Annotated in this window: 27 protein-coding genes; 12 read left to right on the top strand and 15 right to left on the bottom strand. The window is 60.9% G+C overall.

Annotation, left to right across the window (positions count from 1 at the left end):
* Positions 1–19 precede the first annotated feature (19 nt).
* Both ACTJJ6_RS22600 and ACTJJ6_RS22595 read left to right on the top strand, forming a co-directional pair.
* Positions 20–568 (top strand): nucleotidyltransferase family protein, encoded by a 549-nt coding sequence (locus ACTJJ6_RS22600; RefSeq protein WP_151254461.1) that lies wholly within the window; start codon positions 20–22, stop codon positions 566–568.
* 52 nt (positions 569–620) lie between these two features.
* Complete coding sequence (locus ACTJJ6_RS22595; protein ID WP_239043730.1) at positions 621–1088, top strand: FlxA-like family protein; 468 nt, start codon at positions 621–623, stop codon at positions 1086–1088.
* 1 nt (position 1089) lies between these two features.
* On the opposite strand, the gene ACTJJ6_RS22590 is transcribed toward ACTJJ6_RS22595, so the two are convergent.
* Entirely contained in the window at positions 1090–2010 is a 921-nt protein-coding gene (locus ACTJJ6_RS22590) for a LysR family transcriptional regulator (protein WP_440803037.1), read from the bottom strand.
* A 96-nt stretch (positions 2011–2106) separates the two neighbouring features.
* On the opposite strand from ACTJJ6_RS22590, the gene ACTJJ6_RS22585 reads away from it, so the two are divergent.
* A complete protein-coding gene (locus ACTJJ6_RS22585; protein ID WP_440803035.1) occupies positions 2107–3099 on the top strand; it encodes a bile acid:sodium symporter family protein in 993 nt (330 codons plus the stop codon).
* A 26-nt stretch (positions 3100–3125) separates the two neighbouring features.
* Here ACTJJ6_RS22585 and ACTJJ6_RS22580 read toward each other — a convergent pair whose 3' ends face one another.
* The 3 genes from ACTJJ6_RS22580 to zipA form a co-directional block, all read right to left on the bottom strand.
* Complete coding sequence (locus ACTJJ6_RS22580) at positions 3126–3341, bottom strand: DUF3820 family protein (RefSeq protein ID WP_033654988.1); 216 nt, start codon at positions 3339–3341, stop codon at positions 3126–3128.
* Positions 3341–5362, bottom strand: a complete 2022-nt coding sequence (gene ligA, locus ACTJJ6_RS22575) for an NAD-dependent DNA ligase LigA (protein WP_049299540.1) — start codon at positions 5360–5362, stop codon at positions 3341–3343. The genes ACTJJ6_RS22580 and ligA overlap by 1 nt, the downstream gene beginning before the upstream one ends.
* A gap of 79 nt (positions 5363–5441) precedes the next feature.
* Positions 5442–6467 carry a cell division protein ZipA gene (gene zipA / locus ACTJJ6_RS22570; protein ID WP_016926788.1) on the bottom strand — a complete coding sequence of 342 codons (1026 nt, stop codon included), beginning with the start codon at positions 6465–6467 and terminating at the stop codon, positions 5442–5444.
* 221 nt (positions 6468–6688) lie between these two features.
* Between zipA and cysZ the strand changes: the two genes are divergently transcribed.
* From cysZ to crr, 5 genes are all read left to right on the top strand, one after another.
* Positions 6689–7447 carry a sulfate transporter CysZ gene (gene cysZ / locus ACTJJ6_RS22565; RefSeq protein WP_033639704.1) on the top strand — a complete coding sequence of 253 codons (759 nt, stop codon included), beginning with the start codon at positions 6689–6691 and terminating at the stop codon, positions 7445–7447.
* Between the two features lie 185 nt (positions 7448–7632).
* Complete coding sequence (gene cysK / locus ACTJJ6_RS22560) at positions 7633–8601, top strand: cysteine synthase A (RefSeq protein WP_440803033.1); 969 nt, start codon at positions 7633–7635, stop codon at positions 8599–8601.
* A 399-nt stretch (positions 8602–9000) separates the two neighbouring features.
* Positions 9001–9258: a phosphocarrier protein Hpr gene (gene ptsH / locus ACTJJ6_RS22555; RefSeq protein ID WP_004936458.1), complete on the top strand. Its 258-nt coding sequence runs from the start codon at positions 9001–9003 to the stop codon at positions 9256–9258.
* Between the two features lie 46 nt (positions 9259–9304).
* The gene (ptsI, locus tag ACTJJ6_RS22550; protein WP_015378671.1) at positions 9305–11032 is read left to right on the top strand and encodes a phosphoenolpyruvate-protein phosphotransferase PtsI; all 1728 of its coding nucleotides are present in this window, start codon (positions 9305–9307) and stop codon (positions 11030–11032) included.
* Positions 11033–11081: 49 nt separating this feature from the next.
* The gene (gene crr, locus ACTJJ6_RS22545) at positions 11082–11591 is read left to right on the top strand and encodes a PTS glucose transporter subunit IIA (RefSeq protein WP_004936467.1); all 510 of its coding nucleotides are present in this window, start codon (positions 11082–11084) and stop codon (positions 11589–11591) included.
* A 299-nt stretch (positions 11592–11890) separates the two neighbouring features.
* On the opposite strand, the gene ACTJJ6_RS22540 is transcribed toward crr, so the two are convergent.
* The 10 genes from ACTJJ6_RS22540 to ACTJJ6_RS22495 form a co-directional block, all read right to left on the bottom strand.
* Positions 11891–13210, bottom strand: coding sequence for an ATP-binding protein (locus tag ACTJJ6_RS22540; RefSeq protein ID WP_440803030.1), 1320 nt, complete (start codon positions 13208–13210; stop codon positions 11891–11893).
* Between the two features lie 6 nt (positions 13211–13216).
* On the bottom strand, positions 13217–13897 hold the full coding sequence (locus tag ACTJJ6_RS22535; RefSeq protein WP_016926783.1) for a response regulator transcription factor: 681 nt from the start codon (positions 13895–13897) through the stop codon (positions 13217–13219).
* A 252-nt stretch (positions 13898–14149) separates the two neighbouring features.
* Complete coding sequence (gene cysM, locus ACTJJ6_RS22530; RefSeq protein WP_028127766.1) at positions 14150–15031, bottom strand: cysteine synthase CysM; 882 nt, start codon at positions 15029–15031, stop codon at positions 14150–14152.
* A gap of 81 nt (positions 15032–15112) precedes the next feature.
* Positions 15113–16201, bottom strand: coding sequence for a sulfate/thiosulfate ABC transporter ATP-binding protein CysA (cysA, locus tag ACTJJ6_RS22525; protein WP_440803027.1), 1089 nt, complete (start codon positions 16199–16201; stop codon positions 15113–15115).
* Positions 16191–17066 (bottom strand): sulfate/thiosulfate ABC transporter permease CysW, encoded by an 876-nt coding sequence (gene cysW / locus ACTJJ6_RS22520; RefSeq protein ID WP_019453851.1) that lies wholly within the window; start codon positions 17064–17066, stop codon positions 16191–16193. Before cysW ends, cysA begins: the two co-directional genes overlap by 11 nt.
* Complete coding sequence (gene cysT / locus ACTJJ6_RS22515; RefSeq protein WP_019453852.1) at positions 17066–17905, bottom strand: sulfate/thiosulfate ABC transporter permease CysT; 840 nt, start codon at positions 17903–17905, stop codon at positions 17066–17068. The genes cysW and cysT overlap by 1 nt, the downstream gene beginning before the upstream one ends.
* On the bottom strand, positions 17906–18928 hold the full coding sequence (locus ACTJJ6_RS22510; protein ID WP_033632428.1) for a sulfate ABC transporter substrate-binding protein: 1023 nt from the start codon (positions 18926–18928) through the stop codon (positions 17906–17908).
* A gap of 201 nt (positions 18929–19129) precedes the next feature.
* Entirely contained in the window at positions 19130–20029 is a 900-nt protein-coding gene (locus ACTJJ6_RS22505) for a Dyp-type peroxidase (RefSeq protein WP_016926778.1), read from the bottom strand.
* Between the two features lie 177 nt (positions 20030–20206).
* A complete protein-coding gene (locus tag ACTJJ6_RS22500; RefSeq protein ID WP_004936494.1) occupies positions 20207–20794 on the bottom strand; it encodes an RpoE-regulated lipoprotein in 588 nt (195 codons plus the stop codon).
* Between the two features lie 156 nt (positions 20795–20950).
* Positions 20951–21415, bottom strand: a complete 465-nt coding sequence (locus ACTJJ6_RS22495; RefSeq protein WP_016926777.1) for a DUF2919 domain-containing protein — start codon at positions 21413–21415, stop codon at positions 20951–20953.
* Positions 21416–21589: 174 nt separating this feature from the next.
* Here ACTJJ6_RS22495 and ACTJJ6_RS22490 point away from each other — a divergent pair, with 174 nt between their 5' ends.
* On the top strand, positions 21590–21988 hold the full coding sequence (locus ACTJJ6_RS22490) for a YgiW/YdeI family stress tolerance OB fold protein (RefSeq protein WP_016926776.1): 399 nt from the start codon (positions 21590–21592) through the stop codon (positions 21986–21988).
* Between the two features lie 41 nt (positions 21989–22029).
* Here ACTJJ6_RS22490 and ACTJJ6_RS22485 read toward each other — a convergent pair whose 3' ends face one another.
* Positions 22030–22455 (bottom strand): GNAT family acetyltransferase, encoded by a 426-nt coding sequence (locus tag ACTJJ6_RS22485; protein WP_004936504.1) that lies wholly within the window; start codon positions 22453–22455, stop codon positions 22030–22032.
* A 205-nt stretch (positions 22456–22660) separates the two neighbouring features.
* Between ACTJJ6_RS22485 and amiA the strand changes: the two genes are divergently transcribed.
* The 3 genes from amiA to ACTJJ6_RS22470 all read left to right on the top strand — a co-directional run bounded on the left by amiA (position 22661) and on the right by ACTJJ6_RS22470 (position 24983).
* Positions 22661–23542 carry an N-acetylmuramoyl-L-alanine amidase AmiA gene (gene amiA, locus ACTJJ6_RS22480; RefSeq protein WP_049299544.1) on the top strand — a complete coding sequence of 294 codons (882 nt, stop codon included), beginning with the start codon at positions 22661–22663 and terminating at the stop codon, positions 23540–23542.
* Positions 23543–23607: 65 nt separating this feature from the next.
* Positions 23608–24528, top strand: a complete 921-nt coding sequence (hemF, locus tag ACTJJ6_RS22475) for an oxygen-dependent coproporphyrinogen oxidase (protein ID WP_016926774.1) — start codon at positions 23608–23610, stop codon at positions 24526–24528.
* On the top strand, positions 24528–24983 hold the full coding sequence (locus tag ACTJJ6_RS22470) for a YaiI/YqxD family protein (protein ID WP_028127767.1): 456 nt from the start codon (positions 24528–24530) through the stop codon (positions 24981–24983). Before hemF ends, ACTJJ6_RS22470 begins: the two co-directional genes overlap by 1 nt.
* Position 24984: the final 1 nt, after the last annotated feature.

Genomic DNA, 24984 nt, shown 5'->3' with positions numbered 1-24984 from the left:
CGCGAAAACAGGAGGGGTGATGGATCCGCAACGTCAAATTATCAACTGGCTGCAACAGGATAACGCACGCATGGCCGCCCTGCGCACCGTGCGCCGGCTCGGCCTGAATGACTGGTGCCTTGGCGCCGGCTTTGTGCGCAATCTGGTGTGGGATCGGCGCCATGGCTATACGGAGCCCACGCCGCTCAACGATATCGACGTGATCCACTTCGATGCGGAGCGTGCGGACGCTGAGCGCGATCGCATGCTGGAGGCGCGGCTGCAACAGTGGCTGCCGCGGCCTTGGTCGGTCAAGAACCAGGCGCGGATGCACCTGCGCGGCGGCCGGGCGCCTTACCGCGACAGCGAAGAGGCCATCAGCTTCTGGACCGAAGTGGAAACGGCGATCGGCGCGCGCCTGAACGCCGACGACAGCATCACGCTGGTGGCCCCCTTCGGGCTCGCGGCGCTGTTCGACGACACCATCACCTTCAACGCGAAAAACGGCGATCGCGCGGCCTATGCCCAGCGCGTGGTCGACAAAGGCTGGCTGCTGCGCTGGCCGCGTCTGCGGCAGGTAAAGATTTAGCCGCCGCTGCCGATACCCTGAACAGCGAGATCCAGACTCAGGGAGAGCAACCATGTCGACCACCATCACCATGATCGTACCGATCAAGAATACCGTCCCCGGCGTCAGCAACGTCTTCAGCGCGCCGGGCCATCAGGGCGAATTGCTGATGGCCAAGCCGGTCAACAACCAGCCGCAAGGCGGCAAGATGGAGAAAAACGAACGCGCCAACGGCAATGACGAACCGGTTAATCTCAACGAAAGCCGCGCCTCGGCGCGCATCAAGGCGCTGAACCGGCAGATTCAGGCGCTGCAGCAAAAGCTGGTGGAACTGAAGGACTCCAACGCCGATCCTAAGGAAATCGAAAAGCAGAAACAGCTGATCGAAGCGCAGATCAAGATGTTGCAAGCCGAGATCGCGCGCATCCAGAAAGAAGAAATGGAAAAGCAGCAGCAGGAGCAAATGGAAAAAGCCGCGGCGCGAGCCGGCGACGGCGTAAACCGCCCAACGCCGCTCAACGCGGTGGACGTCTATATCTGAGTCAATATTCCGCGTTTTCCCGCCGGCGCTGTTGCAGCAGCGCCGCCTGCTGACGCGCCACCTGCCAGATGGCCTCCGCCGCCGGCGTCAGCGAGCGGTTCTTGCGCCGCACCAGCATCAGCGCGCGGTTAATTTCCGGCACCAGCCGCCGTACCCGAAGCCGCCCCCCTTCCGGCAGCGGCAGCGCCAACGCCGGGAAAATGCTGATGCCGATCCCCTCCGCCACCATCGGGAACAGCGTCGCCGGATGGCCGATTTCCTGCACCACCTGCGCTTCCACCCCCTGCTGCCTCAGCGCGCTGTCGATCAGCGGCCGGCTGCCCGACGCATAATCCTGCAGCACCAGACGGCAGCCGTTCAATGCCGACCAACGTACCGCCTGCTGCGCAGCAAACGGGTGATCGTCGCGGCACAGCAACAGGAACGGTTCATACAGCACCGCTTCGCACTCCAGATCCACCGCTTGCACCGGATCGACCACGATGCCGAAATCCACCTCGGCGTTACGCACGCTGTGCAGCACCTGCTGCTGCGCCTGATCGCGCAGCATGATGCGGATCTCCGGGTATTGGCGCTCGCCGGCGGCGATGCACTGCGGCATCAGATGGGCGGAAATGGTCTGGCTCGTCGCCACCCGCACCGTGCCGCTGCGCTGTACGCCAAAGCTGCGCGCATCCAGCAAAGCAGCCTGCAGTTCGTCCAGCAACCGTTCAACCCGGTTGGCCAGCCGCAGGCCGGCGTCGGTCAACACCACTTCACGCGTGGTGCGATCCAGCAAACGCACGCCGACCTCCGCCTCCAGCTCTTTCACGCTGTGGCTGACCGCCGATTGCGTCAGGCCGATCGCCTCGCCGGCGCGGCTGAAGCTGCCGTGGCGGGCGACAACGACGAACACCCGCAGCTGTTTGAGTGAGTAATTCATGTGTTTTATTCATAGATGAATTAAATAAATCAATTTAATTATTATATCCCCGCGCGGGAGAATAGCCCCATCGATTTTCTACCCGAGCGCATCGCCATGAGATTCCTGCCCGATCGTTTTACCCTGACGCTGATCGCCACCGTGCTGCTGGCGTCGTTCCTGCCGGCGCGCGGCGAGTTCGTCGGCTGGCTCAACGCCCTGACCATCGCCGCCATCGCCCTGCTGTTCTTCATGCACGGCGCCAAGCTGTCGCGCGAGGCCATCCTTGCCGGCAGCAATAACTGGCGGCTGCATCTGTGGGTGATGTTCAGCACCTTCATCATTTTTCCGGCGCTGGGGATGCTGTTCGCCTGGTGGGCGCCGATCGACTTCAGCCCCGAGCTGTACGCCGGTTTCATCTACCTGTGCATCCTGCCCGCCACCGTGCAGTCAGCCATCGCCTTCACCTCGCTGGCGGGCGGCAACGTGGCGGCGGCGGTGTGCAGCGCCTCCGCCTCCAGCCTGCTGGGGATCTTCGTGTCGCCGCTGTTGGTCGGCCTGCTGATGAACGTGCACGGCGATACCGGCAGCCTGCGGCAGGTGGGCTCGATCGTGCTGCAGCTGCTGGTGCCGTTCGTCGCCGGCCACCTGCTGCGGCCGCTGATCGGCGGTTGGATCGAGCGCCATCGCCCGCTTATCGGCAAAACCGACCAGACCTCGATTCTGCTGGTGGTGTACGCCGCCTTCAGCGAGGCGGTGACGCACGGCATCTGGCATCAGGTAGGGATGGGCTCACTGGCGTTTATCGTCGGCGGCAGCATCGTGCTGCTGGCGTTCGTGCTGGTGGTGAACACTTACATGGCGCGCTGGCTGGGGTTCAGCAAGGCAGACGAAATCACCATCGTGTTCTGCGGATCGAAGAAGAGCCTGGCGAACGGCATTCCGATGGCCAATATCCTGTTCCCGGCGGCGACGGTGGGGATCATGGTGCTGCCGCTGATGGTGTTTCATCAGGTGCAGTTGATGACCTGTGCGGTATTGGCGAAAAGGTATCAGCGCAAGCAGCAGGCGCAACAGGCGGTGCCCAACGCGCAGGCGACGCGCGGGTAAAAAAAGACGGGCCAAGGCCCGTCAGTTCAGTTTTTCTTCAGCGGCTTGACCAGGTGGTCAAGCCCTTCGATTTTAATCGCCAGCGTCATCTCCATCAGCATGCCGAGCTTGCCTTTGGGGAATTCGCCCTTGCGCGCGAACCACAGCAGGTACTCTTCGGGCAGATCGATCAGCACCCGCCCCTGGTACTTGCCGAACGGCATCACGGTATTGGCGATCTCCAGCAGGTTTTCCTTTTCCATCAGTCACCCAGCAGGCGGATCATTTCCGCTTCGTCGATCACGGCGATACCCAGCTCCTGCGCCTTCGCCAGCTTGGAGCCGGCCGCCTCGCCGGCGATCACCAGATCGGTTTTCTTCGACACGCTGCCGCTGACCTTGGCGCCCAGCGCCGTCAGGCGATCTTTAGCCTCGTCGCGCGACAGCTGGCTCAGCGAGCCGGTCAGCACCACGGTTTTGCCGGCGAACGGGCTGTCGATCTCTTCCGCCACCACCACCACCGGCGCCGGCCAGCGGATGCCGATTTCGGGGCCCACCAGCTCGTTGATCACCTGCTGATTAAGCGCTTCATCGAGGAAATTGCGGGTGTGTTTGGCCACCACTTCACCGACGTCCGGCACTTCTTTCAACGCCTCGATATCGGCGGCGAACAGCTTCTCCAGCGAACCGAAATGCGCGGCCAGGTTGGCAGCGGTCGCTTCACCGACCTCGCGAATGCCGAGCGCATACAGGAAACGGGCGAAGGTGGTCTGCTTGGATTTCTCCAGCGCGTTGACCAGATTCTGCGCCGATTTCGGCCCCATGCGATCCAGGCCGGTCAGAATGCCGGCGGACAGGCGGAACAGATCGGCCGGGTTCTTCACGTACTCCTTGTCCACCAGCTGCTCGATGATCTTGTCGCCCATGCCCTCGACGTCCAGCGCGCGACGGGAAACGAAGTGCTTCAACGCCTCTTTGCGCTGCGCGCCGCAGATCAGCCCGCCGGTGCAGCGCGCCACGGCCTCGCCTTCCACGCGCTCAACGTCGGAGCCGCACACCGGACAGTGCAGCGGGAACACCACTTCGCGCGCATCCTGTGGCCGGCGGTCTTCCAGCACCCCCACCACCTGCGGGATCACGTCGCCGGCGCGGCGCACGATCACCGTATCGCCGATGCGCAGCCCCAGGCGTTCAATTTCATCAGCGTTGTGCAAGGTCGCGTTGCTGACGGTCACCCCGGCCACCAGCACCGGCTCAAGGCGCGCCACCGGCGTAATCGCACCGGTGCGGCCAACCTGAAACTCCACTTCGCGCACCACGGTGATCTGCTCCTGTGCCGGGAATTTGAACGCCGTCGCCCAACGCGGCGCACGCGCCACAAAGCCCAGCGTTTCCTGCAGATCGATATCGTCAATCTTGATCACCACGCCGTCGATGTCGAACCCGAGCTGCGCGCGGTCCTGCTCGACCTGGCGATAAAACGCCAGCACTTCCTCGCTGCCGGTGCGGCGCTGGGCGCGATCGCTGACCGGCAGGCCCCAGGCCTTGAACTGCATCAGGCGCTCAAAGTGGCTGCGCGGCAGCTCGCCGCCTTCCAGCAGGCCAACGCCGTAGCAGAAGAAGGTCAGCGGGCGTTTGGCGGTAATGCGCGGATCGAGCTGGCGCAGCGAGCCGGCGGCGGCGTTGCGCGGGTTGGCGAATACCTTGCCGTCTTTGCGCCGCGCCTCTTCGTTCATCTGTTCAAAACCGGCCTGCGGCATGAACACTTCGCCGCGCACTTCCAGCCGGCGCGGGATATTGTCGCCGGTCAGGCGCAGCGGGATGGCGCGAATGGTGCGCACGTTGGTAGTGATGTTCTCGCCGGTGGTGCCGTCGCCGCGCGTCGCCGCGCGCACCAGTTCGCCGTCTTCATACAGCAGGCTGACCGCCAGGCCATCCAGCTTCAGTTCGCAGCAGAAGGTCAGCGGATCGCTGCTTTTGAGCCGGTCCTGCACGCGCTTGTAAAACGCCAGGAAGCTTTCTTCGTCGAATACGTTGTCCAGCGACAGCATCGGCACTTCGTGACGTACCTGGTCGAACGCCGCCAGCGGCGCCGCGCCCACGCGCTGGGTCGGTGAATCGGCGGTGATCAGTTCCGGATGCGCGCTCTCCAGCTCGCGCAGTTCGCGCATCAGGCGGTCATATTCCGCATCCGGCACTTCCGGCGCATCCAGTACATGATACTGGTATTCATGATGGCGCAGTGTGGCTCGTAGTTGATTGATTTGTTGGATTATCGATTCCATGGCTCACCATCAAAGATAAAAAACCCCCGGCTAGCGGGGGCTTTGTTGTTACGGATGTTCAGTGCGCGCGGCAACCCGGTCAGGCGTTGTTTTCCAACACTTCACGGATACGCGCTTTGTAGGTTTCCAGCTTCTGCGGCGTCATCATGCGGCGCTCGTCGTCCAGCACCACGCCGCCCACGTCGTCGGCGATGCGCTGCGCCGACTGCAGCATCAGCTTGAAGTTCTGATTGGCGTCGCCATAAGACGGCACCATCATGAACATCGACACGCCCGGCGTGGAGAAGTCGGACATCATGTCAGGATCGAACGACCCCGGCTTGACCATGTTCGCCAGGCTGAACAGCACCGGGCCGCTGCCGGCCGGGCTGATATGGCGGTGGAAGATGCCCATCTCGCCAAACTGGAAGCCCGCTTGCAACACGCTCTGCAGCAGCACTTCGCCGCCGATCACGCCGCCCTGATGGGCCGCGACATGCAGCACCAGCACGGTCTCTTTCAGTTTAGCCTGAACTGGCGCAGCGGCCGGCTGTTGCGGCTGCGGTGCAGGTTCCGACGCAGGCTTGACTTCCGGCGCTGGCTGCACAGGGGCGGGTTCGGCGTGGAATGCCGGTTCCGCCGCCAGCGGCGCCTCATGTTCATGCGGCAGATCGTCAACGCGCGGCTCGCGGCGCGCGGCCGGTTGCGATTGCTGCGGCTCGGCCGGTTCTTCGTCCGGCGCGTAGTTGTTCAGCAGGATGTCATCATACTCCGGCCGCTGAGACAGCGGAGGCGGCGTCTGATGAGCGGCCGGCTGAACGGCGCGGGGCGCAGGCGCAGCCGCCGGAGCGGGCTTCGGCGCGGCCACGGGTTCTTCGCGTGCGGCATCGAAATGGCCGAATGACGGCTCGTCTTGCGGGTGAGCGGCGCGTACGCGCACCTCACCGACGCCTTCTTCGAGATCGTCGATCGGAGTTTGTTCACGTTCCTTTTGGGAACGTTTGGCTGGGCGATCGCGGAAGAGCGCTGACCGTTCTTTGCGACTGGTCCACAGACCGTGCAATAACAGCGCTATTATGGCGATCGCGCCAACAACGATTAATATCAGACGCAAATCCTGCATCATTGCTATCTCTGTTGTTCCAATACATTGCCACCGCGGCAAACATTCACTCTTTAACTCTATTTGCCCGCGCACACAAGTGCAAGTCCGTGCTGAACTTTATGCCAATAAAGATGATTATACTGCCTTTTTCTGCTGGTTTTTCAGCCAACCCTACCCTAGCCAGTGGAAAATCATCCCTATATGATAATGATGCCTGTTCAGACAACGAGATAACTTAAGATATGTCCTATACGCAGCCCCCTCCCCGATCGACCAGCGGCATTCACTATTTCGCCGAAGGCTGGCGCCTGATTTCACGCCCGGGGATTAAACGCTATGTGGTCCTGCCGTTGCTGGTCAACGTGCTGCTGATGGGTTCCGCTTTCTGGTGGCTGTTCAGCCGCCTCGGCGACTGGATCCCGGCGATGATGAGCCACGTTCCCGACTGGCTGCAATGGTTGAGCTACCTGCTGTGGCCGCTGGCGGTCATTTCGGTGCTGCTGGTGTTCAGCTATCTGTTCAGCACCATCACCAATCTGATCGCCGCGCCGTTCTGCGGTCTGCTGGCCGAACAGCTCGAAGGCAGCCTGACCGGCAAACCGCTGCCGGACACCGGCCTGCTCGGCATCGCCAAAGATCTGCCGCGCATCATGGCGCGCGAATGGCGCAAACTGATGTATTACCTGCCGCGCGCGCTGCTGCTGCTGGCGCTGTACTTCGTGCCCGGCATCGGCCAGACGGTGGCGCCGGTGCTGTGGTTCCTGTTCAGCGCCTGGATGCTGGCGATTCAGTATTGCGACTATCCGTTCGATAACCACAAGGTGAGCTTTGCCGACATGCGCCGCGCACTGCGCCAGCACAAAACCGACAACCTGCAGTTCGGCGCGCTGGTCAGCCTGTTCACCATGATCCCGATCCTCAACCTGGTGATCCTGCCGGTCGCCGTCTGCGGCGCCACCGCGATGTGGGTCGATCGCTACCGCTCGCAATTCGTCCGATAACCGCCGTTTTTTGCCGCCGACAGCGCGGAAATTTTCGACAGGGCGCGCATTTCGCGCCCTTATCATTGTGCTTAAAACTTATTTCCTAATAACATATAGATATACCAATTCTTTACTTCCCTGCCGGTACTGTTAGCGTATGCTTTCGATGTTCCCCACATTTTCATAGAGTTAAAGGACGGGCTATGAGCAAGATATATGAAGACAACTCATTAACAATCGGCCATACGCCGCTGGTTCGTCTGAACCGTATCGGCAACGGACGCATTCTGGCCAAGGTTGAATCACGCAACCCGAGCTTCAGCGTCAAATGCCGCATCGGTGCCAATATGATTTGGGATGCGGAACAACGCGGTGTGCTGACCGCCGGCAAGGAACTGGTGGAGCCGACCAGCGGCAACACCGGCATCGCGCTGGCCTTCGTCGCCGCCGCGCGCGGTTACAAGCTGACGCTGACCATGCCGGAAACCATGAGCATCGAACGCCGCAAGCTGCTCAAGGCGCTGGGCGCCAATCTGGTGCTGACCGAAGGGGCGAAAGGCATGAAAGGCGCCATCGCCAAAGCGGAGGTGATCGTCGCCACCGATCCAAACCGTTACCTGATCCTGCAACAGTTCAGCAACCCGGCCAACCCAGCCATCCATGAAAAAACCACCGGCCCGGAAATCTGGGAAGACACCGATGGGGAAGTCGACGTGTTCATCTCCGGCGTCGGCACCGGCGGCACATTGACCGGCGTCAGCCGCTACATCAAGAACACCAAAGGCAAGGCCATCACCACCGTGGCGGTCGAGCCGACCGACTCGCCGGTCATCAGCCAGGCGCTGGCCGGTGAAGAGCTGAAACCGGGCCCGCACAAGATCCAGGGCATCGGCGCCGGCTTCATACCGGGCAACCTCGATCTTGACCTGGTGGATCGCGTCGAAAAAATCTCCAACGACGAAGCCATCAGCATGGCACGCCGCCTGATGGACGAAGAAGGCATCCTGGCAGGCATCTCCTCCGGCGCAGCGGTCGCAGCGGCGGTAAAACTGGCTGAAGAACCGGCGTTCGCCGACAAGACCATTGTGGTCATCCTGCCCTCTTCCGGCGAACGTTATCTCAGCACCGCGCTGTTCGCCGATCTGTTCACCGAGCAGGAATTGCAGCAGTAATTCCGCCACTGCACAAATCGCTAAAAAAGCACCCTGCGGGGTGCTTTTTTGTGGACTGGATCAAACTTTATAGCAGTCCAAGATTGCTTTTGCCCGTCGCCTTTAGTATTTAACGGTGCATTATTTCGATGCGCAAAATTAATCACTCTCCGAGCCTGGTCGAGGCTGAATCGATTTACTCATCTGTCGCCGACGCGGCGAATCGGGCATAATGGGGAGCGGATTGGAACGACGTCTAAAGCCGAGTTTTTTGATCTGAAGTGCCTAACGCGTCGTTTTCTGTTGCATCAACGTTCGCCCCTGTCCATAGTCAGGCGCTATAACCAGACAAGTTAAAGTCAGGCCCCTGGGCTAAACTTTAACTCCACAACATTAATCCAATAAGTTGGGGAAACATCAATGTTCCAGCAAGAAGTTACTATTACCGCTCCGAATGGTCTGCATACTCGCCCTGCCGCTCAGTTCGTTAAAGAAGCCAAAGGCTTCACGTCTGACATCACCGTGACCTCCAACGGCAAAAGCGCCAGCGCTAAAAGCCTGTTCAAACTGCAAACTCTGGGGCTGACTCAAGGGACCGTAGTGACCATCTCAGCTGAAGGTGAAGACGAGCAGAAAGCCGTTGAGCACTTGGTAAAACTGATGGCAGAGCTTGAGTAATCGGCCCGTCTTTTTAGTTAACACCAGTCAAGAGTAAGGTAGGGTTATGATTTCAGGCATTTTAGTATCACCGGGCATCGCTTTTGGTAAGGCTCTCTTGCTGAAAGAAGACGACATCGTCATCAACCGGAAGAAAATCTCTGCTGATCAAGTAGAGCAGGAAGTCTCGCGTTTTCTGGCTGGCCGCGCGAAAGCGTCCGAACAGCTGGAAGCGATCAAGACCAAAGCTGGCGAAACCTTCGGCGAAGAGAAGGAAGCTATCTTCGAAGGCCACATCATGTTGCTGGAAGACGAAGAGCTTGAGCAGGAAATCATAGCCCTAATCAAAGACGATCTGGCCTCCGCAGACGCCGCCGCCTACACCGTGATCGAAGGTCAGGCGAAAGCGCTGGAAGAGCTGGACGACGAATACCTGAAAGAACGCGCCGCCGACGTGCGCGACATCGGCAAACGCCTGCTGCAGAACATTCTGGGCATGCCGATCGTCGATCTGGGTTCCATTCAGGACGAAGTGATCCTGGTGGCCACCGATCTGACCCCGTCCGAGACCGCGCAGCTGAACCTGGACAAAGTGCTGGGCTTCATCACCGATCTCGGCGGCCGCACCTCCCACACCTCTATCATGGCGCGCTCCCTGGAGCTGCCGGCGATCGTCGGCACCAGCGACGTGACCAAGCAGGTGAAAAACGACGACTACCTGATTCTGGATGCGGTTAACAACAAAATTTACGTTAACCCGACCGCTGATGTGATCGATCAGCTGAAAGCCGCCCAGAACCAATACATCACCGAGAAAAACGATCTGGCCAAGCTGAAGGACCTGCCGGCGATTACGCTGGACGGCCATCAGGTTGAAGTCTGCGCCAACATCGGCACCGTGCGCGACGTCGCGGGTGCAGAGCGCAACGGCGCGGAAGGCGTCGGCCTGTATCGTACCGAATTCCTGTTCATGGACCGCGACTCGCTGCCGACCGAAGACGAGCAGTTCCAGGCTTATAAAGCCGTGGCGGAAGCCATGGGCTCGCAGGCTGTGATCGTCCGCACCATGGACATCGGCGGCGACAAAGACCTGCCGTACATGAACCTGCCGAAGGAAGAGAACCCGTTCCTCGGCTGGCGCGCCATCCGCATCGCGATGGACCGCCGTGAAATCCTGCACGCCCAGCTGCGCGCCATCCTGCGCGCCTCGGCGTTCGGCAAACTGCGCATCATGTTCCCGATGATCATCTCCGTGGAAGAAGTGCGCGATCTGAAAGGCGAAATCGAGACGCTGAAGGCGCAACTGCGCGAAGAAGGCAAGGCGTTTGACGAAAGCATCGAAGTGGGCGTGATGGTGGAAACACCGGCTGCGGCGGTCATCGCTCACCACCTGGCGAAAGAAGTCGACTTCTTTAGTATTGGGACAAACGATCTAACCCAGTATACTCTGGCGGTAGATCGCGGCAACGAGCTGATTTCTCATCTCTATAACCCGATGTCCCCATCAGTGCTTGGCCTGATCAAACAGGTTATTGATGCATCTCACGCGGAAGGCAAGTGGACCGGCATGTGCGGCGAACTGGCTGGCGATGAGCGTGCTACACTGTTGTTATTGGGCATGGGGCTGGATGAGTTCAGCATGAGTGCGATTTCAATCCCGCGCATCAAGAAAATTATTCGTAACACGAATTTCGAAGATGTGAAGGCGTTGGCAGCGCAGGCCTTGGCACAGCCAACGGCACAAGACCTGATGAATTGCGTCAATAAATTCATCGAAGAAAAAACGCTCTGCTAAACTTCCACGACACTGGAACGCCGCCCAATTTAATGCTTAGGAGAAGATCATGGGTTTGTTCGATAAACTGAAATCTCTGGTTTCTGATGACAAGAAAGACACGGGCACTATCGAGATCGTCGCTCCCCTTTCTGGCGAAATCGTCAATATCGAAGATGTGCCGGACGTAGTGTTCGCTGAAAAAATCGTTGGCGACGGTATCGCCATCAAACCGGCCGGCAACAAAATGGTTGCTCCGGTTGACGGCACCATCGGCAAGATTTTCGAAACCAACCATGCATTCTCTATCGAATCCGACAGCGGCATTGAGCTGTTCGTCCACTTCGGCATCGATACCGTAGAACTGAAAGGCGAAGGCTTCAAACGCATCGCCGAAGAAGGCCAGCGCGTCAAGAAAGGCGACGTCGTTATCGAGTTCAACCTGCCACTGCTGGAAGAGAAAGCCAAGTCTACCCTGACGCCGGTCGTTATCTCCAACATGGACGAGATCAAAGAGCTGATCAAACTGTCGGGCAGCGTGACCGTTGGCGAAACCCCGATCATCCGCATCAAGAAGTAATCGCGGATGAGCAAGAAAAACGGCGCCCTCGGCGCCGTTTTTTTTATCCCCTTCGTCTTTCGAACCGCAGCGTTGTTGGCCGCACGTGCTCACCCCGGTCACTTACCGGAGTAAGCTCCCGAAGATTCCCCCGCTTGCCGCCTAGCTGCAATTCGAAATCCTTTGGGTATGCCGCGGATAATAGACGTTATCGGCGCAGGCAGTTTGAACATGGACAGCGCGCAACCTTCGAAGCGTACACGCAGTACGTGACGAAGGCGTGCACTGCCCTAGTTCAAAATGGCAAGTAAGATAGTCTATTATTGCCAGCGCGGGATACGCAGGGTAATGACCAGCCCCTCTTTGTCGCCGTTGCGCGCCTCAACCTGGCCACCGTGCGTCAACACCACCTTGCGGGTAATCGCCAGCCCCAGGCCGTAGCCCTTGCCCGACTGCGCCGACTTCACGCGCACGAACGGATCGAAGATGCTCGACAGCTTCGCCTCTTCGACCCCCGGCCCCTGATCGCTGACGGCGATCTGGAACTGGTTATCGACGCGCGACAGCGCCACCGTCACCCGCTGCCCGTGGATGGAAAAGCGCAGCGCATTGCGCACGATGTTGTCCACCGCTCGCCGCATCAGCTCCGCATTGCCCTTGACGGTATACTCCACGTCCGATTCGGCCTGCAGCACGATATCCACGCCGGGCACCTGCGCCTCGTAGCGCGCATCGCTCACCACCGCATCCACCAGGCCGTACAGATCGAAATACTCTTCGTCCGGCAGGCTGCTGTGTTCGGTACGCGACAGCGCCAGCAGCTCGCCGATCATTTTGTCCAGCCGCCCCGACTCATGTTCGATGCGCTTGAGTGAGGTTTCGACGTTGCCGGCATTCTGTCGCGCCAGTCCGATCGCCAGCTGCAGGCGCGCCAGCGGTGAACGCAGCTCGTGCGAGACGTCGTGCAACAGCTGCTCGCGGGCGCTGACCAACAGCTCCAGGCGTTCGGCCATAGTGTCGAAATCGCGCGCCACGTCGGACAGCTCGTCATGGCGGCGCCGCATCGTCGGAAACAGCCGCACCGAGAGATCGCCCTGCGCCACCCGATCCAGGCCGCCACGCAGCTGACGCATCGGCCGGGTCAGGTTCCAGGCCAGCACGGCGCTGAACAGCAAACCGCCCAGCCCGCCGACCCACAGCATCGGCGCAGGAATGTTGAAGAAGTGGGAACGCCGCTCCGGCCGATACTCTTCCCGCAGCCCGCGCACGTCATAGCTCAGCCAGTAACCCTGCCCTTCCCCGGTCTGCACCCAGGCGGAAATCGCTTTCGGCATCCGCCGCCCTTCAAACACCGATTCTTCCGGTGCAGGCGGCGGTTGGGTCATTGGCGTCACCGACAGCAGACGCCGATCGTCCTCGGGCCAGTCGCGCATCAAGGCTTCCAGCGCCGGCATGCCGCCGCGGCGCAACTGAGCGGCGGCCGAGGTCAGCTGCAGGCCGATGACCCGCCGCGCCATGGCGTTCTCCGGCGGCACATAGCGATCGCCATAGAGAGAAAACGCCACCCACAGCGCCTGCGTCATGATGAGAAAGGTCAGCCAAAAGCCGAGTAAAATTTTCCAGAACAGTCTTCCACGCATGTCAGGTTACCGAATGCGATAGCCGATGCTGCGCACCGTCTCGATGCTGAGCTTACTGCCGGCCAGCGCGCTCAGCTTCTGGCGGATATTGCTGATATGCACGTCCACGCTGCGATCATAGGCCTCGCGCGGGCGCCCCAGCCCCTTCTCGGACAGTTCGTCCTTCGATACCACGCGATCCGGCGCGCGCAGCAACAGCTCCAACAGATTGAATTCCGAAGCGGTCAGATCAAACGCCTTACCGCGCCATTCGCTGCTGCGGGTTGAAGGGTTCAGCGTCAGCTCGCCGAAGCTGATGGCGGCCTCCTCGTCCGCCTCTTGCGGCCGCTCTTCGAAACGGCGCAGCACCGCGCGCAGACGCGCCACCAATTCGCGCGGGTAGCACGGTTTGGGCATGTAATCGTCAGCGCCCATCTCCAGGCCAATCACCCGATCGATGTTGTCGCCTTTGGCGGTCAGCATGATGATCGGCAGCCGGCTCTTTTTACGCACATCGCGCAGCACGTCGATGCCGCTCATGTCCGGCAGCATGATGTCGAGGATCATCGCGGTATAGTCGCCCGACAGCGCGCCCTCAACCCCCGCCTTGCCGGTCAGCACCAGCGTGGCGTCGAAGCCTTCGCCCGTCAGGTATTCGCTCAGCATGGTGCCAAGCTCCAGGTCATCGTCGACCAGTAAAATTTTCATGCCTTGCTCCTTCACCGATTTTCGTTATTTTCCCGCCAATTCCGCCGGCCCGCAGCCGGTTTTACTCAATCCTTACACATCGCTCTTTGCGTCTCGCCACCGTTATTGTGGTCGCTGCCGCGCAATTTCTCTACTTCAGTCATGGCATTGGCGCACGAGCAAGCGGCAGCTACCACGCAAGCGGGGCTGCCGTCTGTCGGAAGGAAAGTGGGAAAGATTCTCCCGACGGAACACACCGCCGGGAAGGAGCGATCAGTCGAACACGCCGGTAGAGAGGTAACGGTCACCGCGATCGCAGACGATCGCCACCACCACGCTGCCAGGATGGGCCGCCGCGATGCGCAAGGCGCCGGCTACGGCACCGCCGGAGCTGACGCCGCAGAAAATGCCTTCACGCTGCGCCAACTGGCGCATGGTCTGCTCGGCATCGCCCTGTTCGATATCCAACACCTGATCCACCAGCTCCGGGCGGAAAATCCCCGGCAGGTAAGCGGGCGACCAACGGCGAATGCCGGGGATGCTGCTGCCCTCCGCCGGCTGCAGGCCGACGATCTGCACCTGCGGGTTCTGGCTTTTCAGATAACCGCCCACGCCGGTAATGGTGCCGGTGGTGCCCATGCTGGAAACGAAGTGCGTGATGCGCCCTTCGGTCTGGCGCCAGATCTCCGGGCCGGTGGTGGTGAAGTGGGCATAGGGATTGTCGAGATTGTTAAACTGATCCAGCACCTTGCCCTGCCCCTGGCGCTGCATCTCCAGCGCCAGATCGCGCGCCCCTTCCATCCCCTGCTCACGGCTGACCAGGATCAGTTCCGCACCGTAGGCGCGCATCGCCGCCTGCCGCTCCAGGCTCATGTTCTCCGGCATCAGCAGCTTCAGCGCATAGCCTTTCAATGCAGCGATCATCGCCAGTGCAATGCCGGTGTTGCCGCTGGTAGCCTCGATCAGCACGTCGCCGGGCTTGATCTCCCCGCGCAGCTCCGCCTGCTGGATCATCGCCAACGCGGCGCGATCCTTCACCGATCCCGCCGGGTTATTGCCTTCCAGTTTGACCCATACCTCGCTGCCCGCCTGGGCGGCCAGCCGTTGCAGTTGTACCAGCGGGGTATTCCCGATGCATTGTTCGAGCGTTGTCACGATCTTTGCCTGTGTGTTGGTGTGCGTAAAGTAAAAAGGCAACCCCGGGGTTGCCTTGAAGAAAAGGACGGCTAAAACCTATCAGGCGCTTTTGGCTAACGCAACAGGTTGCAGCAGTTGATCGCCGGCATACAGCCGCGCATTGAGGCTGCCGACGTAATAACGGCCGCCGCGCACCGGCGTGGCGTTGCCTTCCGGCAACACCACGCCGATCGGTTCCTGATGCCAGCCGATCGGCTGCACCGTCAGCTGCCAGAAGTGACCACGCGGGCTGACTTCCAGCACCTGCACCGGCAGCGGGCAACGCTCGCTGCTTTCGGTCGCCACTTCCATTTCCCACGGGCGCAGAAACAGATCGACGCTGCCCTGGTGCATCGGCTGGAACGACAGCGGCCACTGGTGCGCGCCGACGAACAGCTGGGAGCCGCGAATTTCGCCGTTCAGGCGGTTCACTTCCCCCATGAACTCCAGCACGAAGCGGCTGGCCGGTTCGCGCATAATCTCTTCCGGCGACCCGACCTGTTCGATATTGCCCTGGCTCATCACCACGATGCGGTCGGCCACTTCCATCGCCTCTTCCTGATCGTGGGTGACGAACACGCTGGTGAATTTCAGCTCTTCGTGCAGCTGACGCAGCCAGCGGCGCAGCTCTTTGCGCACCTGCGCATCCAGCGCGCCGAACGGTTCGTCCAGCAGCAGAATTTGCGGTTCCACCGCCAGGGCGCGCGCCAGCGCCACGCGCTGTTTCTGGCCGCCGGACAGCTGCGACGGATAGCGGTTGGCCAGGTGGCCCAACTGCACCATTTCCAGCAGCTGAGTGACTTTCTGTTTGATCGCCGCGGCGTTCGGGCGCTCGCGGCGCGGCAGCACGGTCAGGCCGAAAGCGATGTTGTCGAACACCGTCATGTGGCGGAACAGCGCATAGTGCTGAAACACGAAGCCCACGCGCCTGTCGCGCGCGTGCATGTGGCTGACGTCGGTGCCGTGGAAGCCCAGCTTGCCGCCGCTCTGGCTTTCCAGCCCGGCGATGATGCGCAGCAGCGTGGTCTTGCCGGAACCGGATGGCCCAAGCAGCGCCACCATCTCGCCGGAAGCAATATCGAGCGAGATATCGTTCAATACCTTGGTGCGACCGAAGTACTTGTTGATGCCGTTAATCTCAATGCTCATGATTTTCCTCCCGCTCGAGACGCGCGTTTTGGCGTTCCAGACGCCACTGCAGCGCACTCTTCAAAAATAGGGTAACGATCGCCATCAGGGTCAACAGGGCGGCGGCGGTAAAGGAGCCGACGGTGTTGTAATCCTGCTGCAACAGCTCGACCTGCAGCGGCAGGCTGTAGGTTTCGCCGCGAATCGAACCGGACACCACCGACACCGCGCCGAACTCGCCGATGGCGCGCGCGTTGGTCAGCACCACACCGTATAGCAACGCCCAGCGAATGTTGGGCAGCGTCACGCGGCGGAACATCTGCCAGCCGGACGCCCCCAGCAGAATGGCGGCCTCGTCTTCCTGGCTGCCCTGGCTGAGCATCATCGGCACCAGCTCGCGCACCACGAAGGGACAGGTGACGAAAATGGTCACCAGTACCATGCCCGGCCAAGAGAACATGATCTGGATGTTATGCGCATCCAGCCAGCCGCCCAGCAGGCCGTTGCTGCCGTAAAACAGCAGGTAAATCAGCCCCGCCACCACCGGTGAAACGGCGAACGGGATATCGATCAGCGTCAGCAGCAGCTGGCGGCCGGGGAAGGTGAAGCGCGTCACCAGCCACGCCAGCAACGTGCCGAACACCAGGTTGAACGGCACGGTGATCAGCGCGATCAAGACCGTCAGCCAAATGGCGTGCAGCATGTCCGGATCGAGCAAGTTGCTCCACATCGCGCCGAACCCTTTGGAAAAGGCCTCGGCGAAAATCGACATCATCGGCACCACCAGCAGCAGCACCGAGAACAGCGCGCCGATGGCGATCAGCGTCCACTTGCCCCAGTTGACGCGCGGGCGCTCGGCGCCGTTGAAGGCGGAAACATCAGCCATCAGTGCCCTCCTCCCAAACGTCTGCCGAAACGGCTTTGCAATACGTTAATGCTGAACAGCAGCAGCAGCGACGCCGCCAGGATCACCGAAGCGATAGCGCTGGCCGCCGGGTAATCGAACTCCTGCAAACGTACAAAAATCATCAGCGAGGTCACTTCCGTCTTCCAGGCGATGTTGCCGGCGATGAAAATCACCGCGCCGAACTCGCCCAGGCTGCGGGTAAAGGAAATGGCGGTGCCGGCCAGCAGCGCCGGCGCCACCTCGGGCAACACCACGCGGCGAAAGCTCTGCCAGCGCGTGGCACCCAGCGTCTCGGCCGCCTCTTCGTATTCCGGCCCCAGCTCTTCCAAAACCGGCTGCACGGTGCGCACCACAAACGGCAGGCTGGTGAACGCCATCGCCACCGCGATCCCAAGCCAGGTGAAGGTGACCTTAATGTCAAAGTGCGCCAGCCACTGACCGTACCAGCCCGTGGTGGAAAACAGACCGGCCAGCGTCAGGCCGGCCACCGCCGTCGGCAGCGCGAACGGCAGATCGATCAGGCCGTCCAGCAGTGAACGGCCGGGAAAACGGTAGCGCGTCAGGATCCAGGCCATCAGCATGCCGAACACCGCGTTGAACAGGCTGGCGACGCCGGCGGCCAGCAGCGTCACTTTGTACGCCGCCACCACCTGCGGGTTGGAAATCACTTCCCAATATTGCGCCAGGCTCATCTGCGCCAGCTGCATCACCAGCGCGGTGAGCGGCAGCAGCAGGATCAGACAGGTATAAAACAGGCTGCTGCCGAGGCTGAGGCCAAATCCGGGCAGCACCCGCTTACTGGACGACAACGCCAACATTTACTTGCGCCCTGCCGCTAACAGCTGATCCAACTCGCCGCCGGTGGCGAAGTGAGTTTTCATCACCTGCGGCCAACCGCCGAACTGGTCTTCCACCCGGAACAGTTGGGTGTCCGGGAATTGCCCCTTCGCCGCCGCCATCGCTTTCTGGTCATAGACGCGGTAGTAGAAGCTGGTGATCACCTGCTGCGCCGCCGGGCTGTAGAGGTAGTTCAGATAGGCTTTGGCCGCCTGCTCGGTGCCGTTGCGCTCGACGTTTTTGTCGACCCAGGCCACAGGAAACTCCGCCAGAATATCGACCGGCGGCACGATCACTTCGTACTTGTCTTCACCGTATTGCTTACGGATGTTGTTCACTTCGGACTCGAAGCTGATCAGCACGTCGCCCAAGCCGCGTTCGACGAAGGTGGTGGTCGCGCCGCGGCCACCGGTATCGAACACCAGCACGTTTTTCAGGAAACGAGTCATAAAGGCGCGGGTCTTGGCCGCATCGTTGCCGTCAGCCTGGCTGGCGGCGCCCCAGGCGGCCAGATAGGTGTAGCGGCCATTGCCGGAGGTTTTCGGATTCGGGAACACCAGCTTCACGTCGTCGCGCACCAAATCGTTCCAGGTGTGGATGCCCTTCGGGTTGTCCTTGCGCACTAAAAACGCCATGGTGGAATAGAACGGCGAGCTGTTGTTGGGCAGGCGCGCCTGCCAGTCCGCCGGGATCAGCTGCCCGCGATCGTGCAGGATCTGCACGTCGGTCACCTGGTTGTACGTCACCACGTCGGCGCGCAAGCCTTGCAGGATAGCCAGCGCCTGCTTGGAGGAGCCGGCGTGCGACTGTTTGATGGTCAGCTTGTCGTTCGGGTGCTGTTGATTCCACTGCTGTTCAAAGCCGGGATTCAGCGCGACGAACAATTCACGGGAAACGTCATAAGAGCTGTTCAGCAATTCCGCCGCCGACGCGGCGCCGCTCGCCAACAGCGCAGCCGCCAGCCAACCTTTCAGCACGAGATTTTTAACCCGGTTTTGTTTCATTCTGCACCTTATCACTGAGTCATTCCTTCAGGCTTTCGCCTTATTGACGACCAGTGTATTTATAACTCGGTGCGGAGCTGTAACGCTTTTATATACCGTTTAGTGATTTACAAGCATCAAACGCTATAAGGCAGGGAATGCGAGGCGTTTTCGGGACGGGAAAACGGACCGAAGCCGGACGCGCCGGCTTCGGCGACGGCGTCAAAGTGACAGCAGGCGCGTCAGCGATGGCGCAAAGTAGTAGCTGCCGGTCACTGCACGGCTGAAGCGCAACATCGCGTCACGTTTGCCGTCCAGATCGCCGAACATGCTCAGCAGTTGCTGCTCGATATTGTGCAGGCGCGCGCAATAGGCGATGAAGAACAGGCCGTGCTTGCCGCTGGCGGTGCCGTAAGGCAGGCTCTGACGCAGAATTTTCAGGCCCTTGCCGTTCTCTTTCAAATCGACGCGGCTGACGTGCGAGGTATCCGGGCGCTGATCGGCCGGCAGCTCTTCGCTATCGTGCTTGGTGCGGCCGATGATCTGCTCCTGCTGTTCGGTGGTAAAGCGCTGCCACTGGCGCAGGTTGTGCTCGTAGCGTTGCACCAGCACGTAGCTGCCGCCTGCGTCCTCTTCGCCTTCGGCGATCGTCGCCACTGCCGGGCGCTGATCGCCCTGCGGATTTTCGGTGCCGTCGACGAAGCCGCTCAGATCGCGCTCTTCCACCCAGCGGAAACCGTGGGTTTCTTCTTCAATCTTGATGACGTTGCCGAACGCCGCCAACGCCGCCTGCGCCAGCGTGAAGTTGACGTCGTGACGCAGCGACTGGATGTGGATCAGCATATCGCGCTGGGTGGCCGGCGCCAGCCCTTTGCCGAGCGGCGTGAACGGCTTCAACTCTTTCGCGCCCTGGCCGCTGGAGAGATCGTGCCAGACGTCGTAACCGAAAGCGATCACCGCGCCGAGGCGCGCATCGGGGAACTGCTGCTGCAGCTCGCTCAGGGTCTGACAAAACTGCTTGCAGCCCTGGCGCAAGTCGGCGAATTCGCCCTGTACGCTGGCTTCCATAAAAATGGCGAAACGGCAGTGCTCCAGCAGAATGCCGCTCTGAACCTGTGTCATGTTGTTATCCTCAATACCAAAACCAGGCAACAGGTATGGCGGTTGACGCGCGGGTTCCCTGTTACAAACGCGCGCTATCATACCGCAAGCGCGGGCGATTGCCTTGCAGCAGCGCAAAGAAAATAGGGGTAATGGCTTGAAAAGGCAGGCGCCGCGAACCGGCGCCCGTTGAACGCGTTACTGCTGCGGCTTGGCGTGCCAGATGATTTTGCTGACCGTCCAGCTTTTCAGGGTGTCGTCCGGCGGAATGATATCCTGCGCCCCGGCCCACTTGCCGCTGAAGATGTAGGTGACGTACTTGCTCTGCTCCGCCACGCACTCCACTTTACCGGCGTCTTCGCCGCTGCCCGGCTTACAGGAGCCGAACGCCTTGCTGTACATATCGCCGAACGGCGTGCCGAGCTTGTTGCCCCACTCCGTCGCCACTTTCGGATCCAGCACGTCCACGCGCTGCAGGCGCCCTTTCGGTTCGCCGGTGATCACCAGTTTCACTTCGTCGCCGGACAGCGCCTGGTAATAAGAGACGATCTGGCCGTTGTTGGTCGCCATGCCACCGCGCAGGCGGTAGTTGCCGTCCAGCCCGTCATTGATGGCGCTTTCCGACATCGGCGTGCCGGCGTTGAGCTTGCCGACGCCCTTGGCGCCGACCTCCAGGCTGCTGCCGAACCAGTTGAACGGCGACAGGCTGGACCAAGAGAAATTGGACATGCTCGAACAGCCGGTCAGTAACAACGGAAGCCCTAACAACAGGGGGCGAATATTCATCTCTAGCTCCTTAAACATCAATGGCACGGGGCGGTAACCCGCCCCTGCCGCACTCGGCGTTTTGCTGCATGCCAGCCTCTCACAACGGCCCGCACTACGCCAACGGTTGCCAGCTTGGAGTGCGGAAAATGCGAAAAGTGCCGCACTTCTCGGCAATTAGTCGGCGTGCTCCGCCGGTGCGAAACAGGCTTTCAGACGCGCATTCAGCAACAGATAGCTCAGCGCCAGCGCGTCGAGCAGCGCCAACGTCAGCTCCAGCCCCGGCGCATCGCCGTCCTGGCGCCACAGGCTGAACAGCGAGCCGCCGAGCGACGCCAGCAGCGAGACAGCCAGCCCCCAGCGCCAACCGCGCCACAGCCGCGGCCATTGGTGGCGACGGCCGCTCAGCAAAAACGCCAGCGCCGCCGGCAGACCGAGCAGCATGCCGTACCAAAAGCGTTGGGTATCCGGATAAAACAGCGCCAGCAAGCTTTCGCCCTGCTCATGCGAAACGCCGGCCATCACGAACAATAGCCAGGTGCGCGCCTGCAAAATCAGCACGGCCCAAAATCCCAGCGGCAGCCGCAGCGCGCCGTGCTGGTCGTAATCATCCGGGGAAAACCGGGGTGAGAATGGCTTCAACGATCGTTCCTTGCCAACAGAATAAAGACTATGGCTACAGATGGGCGCCGGCGATGGGAATTTCAATGCGTCGGCTTAAGAAGCTCTTAAGATCGGCGTGTTTTAATCCCTATCACTAAGCAAGCCCCCGATATCAGCGGGATGTGATTTTCAATAACGATAAGGAAGCGCAACATGAAAAAACTGACTCTGGCCGCTCTGATCGCGCTGTGCAGCGCACCGGTACTGGCGCAACAAGGCGGGTTCCTCGATCCGGCCGCGCCGCAGGCTCAAACGCAAACCACCGCACAAGGTGGTTTCTCCGGCCCCAGCGCGGCGCTGACCACCGTGGACAAGGTGAAATCGCTGAGCGACGACACCTGGGTGATGCTGCAGGGCAACATCGAGCAGCGCATCGGCGACGATACCTACACCTTCCGCGACGCCACCGGCACCCTGACGGTCGAGATCGATCGCAAGCGCTGGAACGGCCAAACCGTCACGCCGAAAGACAAGGTGCAGTTGGAAGGGAAAGTGGATAAAGACTGGAGCAGCGTGGAAGTGGACGTGAAAACCGTCAAAAAGCTGCCGTAATGCGATGCGGCGGGCGGGCTATACCGCCGTCCGCCGCTCGATCAATATTCCTGATCTTCGATCAGCCGCTTGCCCAGGCTGGTGATGCCCTGGATTTCGTAGCCGAGCTTCTCGTACATCTCAACCACCGTGTCGTTGTCTTCGCGCACCATAATCTGGATCTTCGGGCAGCCGCGGGCGATCAGCTTCTTCTCCAGACGGTTGATCAACGCATTGGCGATGCCGCGCCCGCGATAGTCGGGATGCACCCCGAGGTAATACGCCGAGCCGCGGTGGCCGTCATAGCCGCCCATCACCGAACCGACCACTTCGCCGCCGACTTCCGCCACCAGGAACAGCTCCGGATCGTGGTTCAGCTTGCGCTCGATGTCCATTTCCGGATCGTTCCAGGGCCGCAGCAGATCGCAGCGCTCCCACAGGGTAATGACTTCTTCAAAGTCGTCTTGTCGAAATACGCGAATTTCCATCGATGTTGGCCGCTGTTAATTAAGGTGTTTATCTGATTATCGCGTGATTATTCACTTACGCAATATCAAACTGCGATTTAGCGCGCTATTTTGCCCGGAAATCGCCGGTAACAGGCGTAATAAATGGAAATAGTTATCGGGTCGATTAATGATTATCAATACGATATAACGTCGCAAAATAGAAACGTCGACGGAGCGTTGCGTAATGAAAAAGCAGGGTAAACAATTCCTCAATTTTAAGCCGCTTGCCGTTTCCCCGACGCGACGCCAACTGTTGCTTTCCGGCCTGGCGGTGGCGCTGTTCGGCGTGAAAAACCACAGCGCCAAGGCGGAAGGCCTGCTGCGCAATCAGCACAGCAAACCGGCGGCGAAACCGGCCGGCGGCAAAAAGCGGGTGATGATCGATCCCGGCCACGGCGGCATCGACTCCGGCGCGGTCGGCCACGAAGGCTCGCAGGAAAAACACATCGTGCTGGAAATCGCCAACCACGTGCGCCGTTTCCTGCATGAGCACGATCACGTCGAGGCGCGCCTGACGCGCGAAGAAGATGAGTTCATTCCGCTGTTCCAGCGGGTCGAGATCGCCCACCAGCACCAGGCCGACCTGTTCATTTCGATTCACGCCGACGGCTTTACCAGCCCGTCGGCCTCCGGCGCTTCGGTGTTCGCCCTCTCCAACCGCGGCGCCAGCAGCGCCATGGCGCGCTACCTGTCCAACCGTGAAAACGCCGCCGACGACGTGGCGGGCGGCAAGTACAAGGATCAGGACAACTACCTGCAGCAGGTGCTGTTCGATCTGGTGCAAACCGACACCATCAACAACAGCCTGACGCTCGGCCGCCACGTGCTCGGTCAAATTCGCCCGGTGCACCATCTGCACAGCGACAGCACCGAACAGGCGGCGTTCGCGGTGCTGAAATCCCCGTCCATCCCCTCGGTGTTGGTGGAAACCTCGTTCATCACCAACCCGAACGAAGAACGGCTGCTGGGCACCACCGCGTTTCGCGAGAAAATCGCCCGCGCCATCGCGGACGGCATCGTCAACTTCTTCGACTATTTCGACGCACACCAACGCAAACCCCGCTGATGCCGCGGGCGGCGAATAAGAGTATACTCAGCGCCTTGTTCAGCCAGACGCTATAAAGACCCCGCATGAGTTTACCTAACATCGCTGAAGTAAAATCCTTCCTGCTGGCGCTGCAGGATCACATCTGCGCGCAGCTCGCCCAGGCCGACGGCGGCGCCGTGTTCACCGAAGACCAATGGACGCGTGAAGAAGGCGGCGGTGGCCGCAGCCGCGTGCTGACCAACGGCGCGGTGTTCGAACAGGCAGGAGTCAACTTCTCGCACGTCTCCGGCGCCACCCTGCCGGCCTCGGCGACCGCGCACCGTCCGGAACTGGCCGGACGCAGCTTCCAGGCGATGGGCGTCTCATTGGTTATCCACCCGCTCAGCCCCTACGTGCCCACCAGCCACGCCAACGTGCGCTTCTTCATCGCCGAAAAACCGGGCGAAGCCCCGGTGTGGTGGTTCGGCGGCGGTTTTGACCTGACGCCGTTCTACGGTTTCGCAGAGGATGCCGTGCACTGGCACCGCACCGCGGCCGAGCTGTGCGCGCCGTTCGGCGACGAGGTCTACCCCAAATATAAACAGTGGTGCGACGATTACTTCTTCATCAAGCATCGCAACGAAGCGCGCGGCATCGGCGGCCTGTTCTACGACGATCTGAACACCCCGGATTTCGACCATTGTTTCGCCTTCACCCGCGCGGTGGGCCAGGGCTTCCTCGACGCTTATCTGCCGATCGTCGAAAAACGCAAGGCCTTGACCTGGGGCGAGCGCGAGCGCCAGTTCCAGCTGTATCGCCGCGGCCGCTATGTGGAGTTCAACCTGGTGTGGGATCGCGGCACGCTGTTCGGGCTGCAAACCGGCGGGCGCACCGAGTCCATCCTGATGTCGATGCCGCCGCTGGTGCGTTGGGAATATAACTACCAGCCGGAGGCCGACAGCCCGGAAGCGGCGCTGGCGCGCGATTTCCTGCCGGTGCGCGACTGGCTGCAGGAGTCGAAATGATGCAGATTTGGGTCGATGCGGACGCCTGTCCGAACGTGATCAAAGAGGTGCTGTTCCGCGCCGCCGATCGCACCGCCATCACCGTCACGCTGGTGGCGAACCAGCCATTGCGCACGCCGCCGTCGAAGCACATCCGTTCGCTGCAGGTGGCGGCCGGCTTCGACGTGGCCGATAACGAGATCGTGCGCCGCTGCGAAGCGGGCGATCTGGTGATCACCGCCGACATCCCGCTGGCGGCGGAGGTGATCGAGAAAGGTGCGGTGGCGCTGAACCCGCGCGGCGAACGCTACACGCCGGACACCATCCGCGAGCGCCTCAACATGCGCGATTTTATGGATACCCTGCGCGCCAGCGGCATTCAGACCGGCGGCCCGAACGCCCTGAACCAGCGCGACCGCCAGCAGTTCGCCAACGAGCTGGACAAATGGCTGCTGCAGGCGAAACGGGCGCAGTGAC

Source organism: Serratia sp. 22278 (genome assembly GCF_052045405.1).
Taxonomy (GTDB): Bacteria; Pseudomonadota; Gammaproteobacteria; order Enterobacterales; family Enterobacteriaceae; genus Serratia; species Serratia marcescens.
This window is presented reverse-complemented; position numbering and strand designations above follow the sequence as displayed.

Coding starts and splice junctions, on each gene's coding strand:
- ACTJJ6_RS22600 (WP_151254461.1), top strand. CDS start 20: ATGGATCCGCAACGTCAAATTATCAACTGGCTGCAACAGGATAACGCA.
- ACTJJ6_RS22595 (WP_239043730.1), top strand. CDS start 621: ATGTCGACCACCATCACCATGATCGTACCGATCAAGAATACCGTCCCC.
- ACTJJ6_RS22590 (WP_440803037.1), bottom strand. CDS start 2,010: ATGAATTACTCACTCAAACAGCTGCGGGTGTTCGTCGTTGTCGCCCGC.
- ACTJJ6_RS22585 (WP_440803035.1), top strand. CDS start 2,107: ATGAGATTCCTGCCCGATCGTTTTACCCTGACGCTGATCGCCACCGTG.
- ACTJJ6_RS22580 (WP_033654988.1), bottom strand. CDS start 3,341: ATGGAAAAGGAAAACCTGCTGGAGATCGCCAATACCGTGATGCCGTTC.
- ligA (WP_049299540.1), bottom strand. CDS start 5,362: ATGGAATCGATAATCCAACAAATCAATCAACTACGAGCCACACTGCGC.
- zipA (WP_016926788.1), bottom strand. CDS start 6,467: ATGATGCAGGATTTGCGTCTGATATTAATCGTTGTTGGCGCGATCGCC.
- cysZ (WP_033639704.1), top strand. CDS start 6,689: ATGTCCTATACGCAGCCCCCTCCCCGATCGACCAGCGGCATTCACTAT.
- cysK (WP_440803033.1), top strand. CDS start 7,633: ATGAGCAAGATATATGAAGACAACTCATTAACAATCGGCCATACGCCG.
- ptsH (WP_004936458.1), top strand. CDS start 9,001: ATGTTCCAGCAAGAAGTTACTATTACCGCTCCGAATGGTCTGCATACT.
- ptsI (WP_015378671.1), top strand. CDS start 9,305: ATGATTTCAGGCATTTTAGTATCACCGGGCATCGCTTTTGGTAAGGCT.
- crr (WP_004936467.1), top strand. CDS start 11,082: ATGGGTTTGTTCGATAAACTGAAATCTCTGGTTTCTGATGACAAGAAA.
- ACTJJ6_RS22540 (WP_440803030.1), bottom strand. CDS start 13,210: ATGCGTGGAAGACTGTTCTGGAAAATTTTACTCGGCTTTTGGCTGACC.
- ACTJJ6_RS22535 (WP_016926783.1), bottom strand. CDS start 13,897: ATGAAAATTTTACTGGTCGACGATGACCTGGAGCTTGGCACCATGCTG.
- cysA (WP_440803027.1), bottom strand. CDS start 16,201: ATGAGCATTGAGATTAACGGCATCAACAAGTACTTCGGTCGCACCAAG.
- cysW (WP_019453851.1), bottom strand. CDS start 17,066: ATGGCTGATGTTTCCGCCTTCAACGGCGCCGAGCGCCCGCGCGTCAAC.
- cysT (WP_019453852.1), bottom strand. CDS start 17,905: ATGTTGGCGTTGTCGTCCAGTAAGCGGGTGCTGCCCGGATTTGGCCTC.
- ACTJJ6_RS22510 (WP_033632428.1), bottom strand. CDS start 18,928: ATGAAACAAAACCGGGTTAAAAATCTCGTGCTGAAAGGTTGGCTGGCG.
- ACTJJ6_RS22505 (WP_016926778.1), bottom strand. CDS start 20,029: ATGACACAGGTTCAGAGCGGCATTCTGCTGGAGCACTGCCGTTTCGCC.
- ACTJJ6_RS22500 (WP_004936494.1), bottom strand. CDS start 20,794: ATGAATATTCGCCCCCTGTTGTTAGGGCTTCCGTTGTTACTGACCGGC.
- ACTJJ6_RS22490 (WP_016926776.1), top strand. CDS start 21,590: ATGAAAAAACTGACTCTGGCCGCTCTGATCGCGCTGTGCAGCGCACCG.
- ACTJJ6_RS22485 (WP_004936504.1), bottom strand. CDS start 22,455: ATGGAAATTCGCGTATTTCGACAAGACGACTTTGAAGAAGTCATTACC.
- amiA (WP_049299544.1), top strand. CDS start 22,661: ATGAAAAAGCAGGGTAAACAATTCCTCAATTTTAAGCCGCTTGCCGTT.
- hemF (WP_016926774.1), top strand. CDS start 23,608: ATGAGTTTACCTAACATCGCTGAAGTAAAATCCTTCCTGCTGGCGCTG.
- ACTJJ6_RS22470 (WP_028127767.1), top strand. CDS start 24,528: ATGCAGATTTGGGTCGATGCGGACGCCTGTCCGAACGTGATCAAAGAG.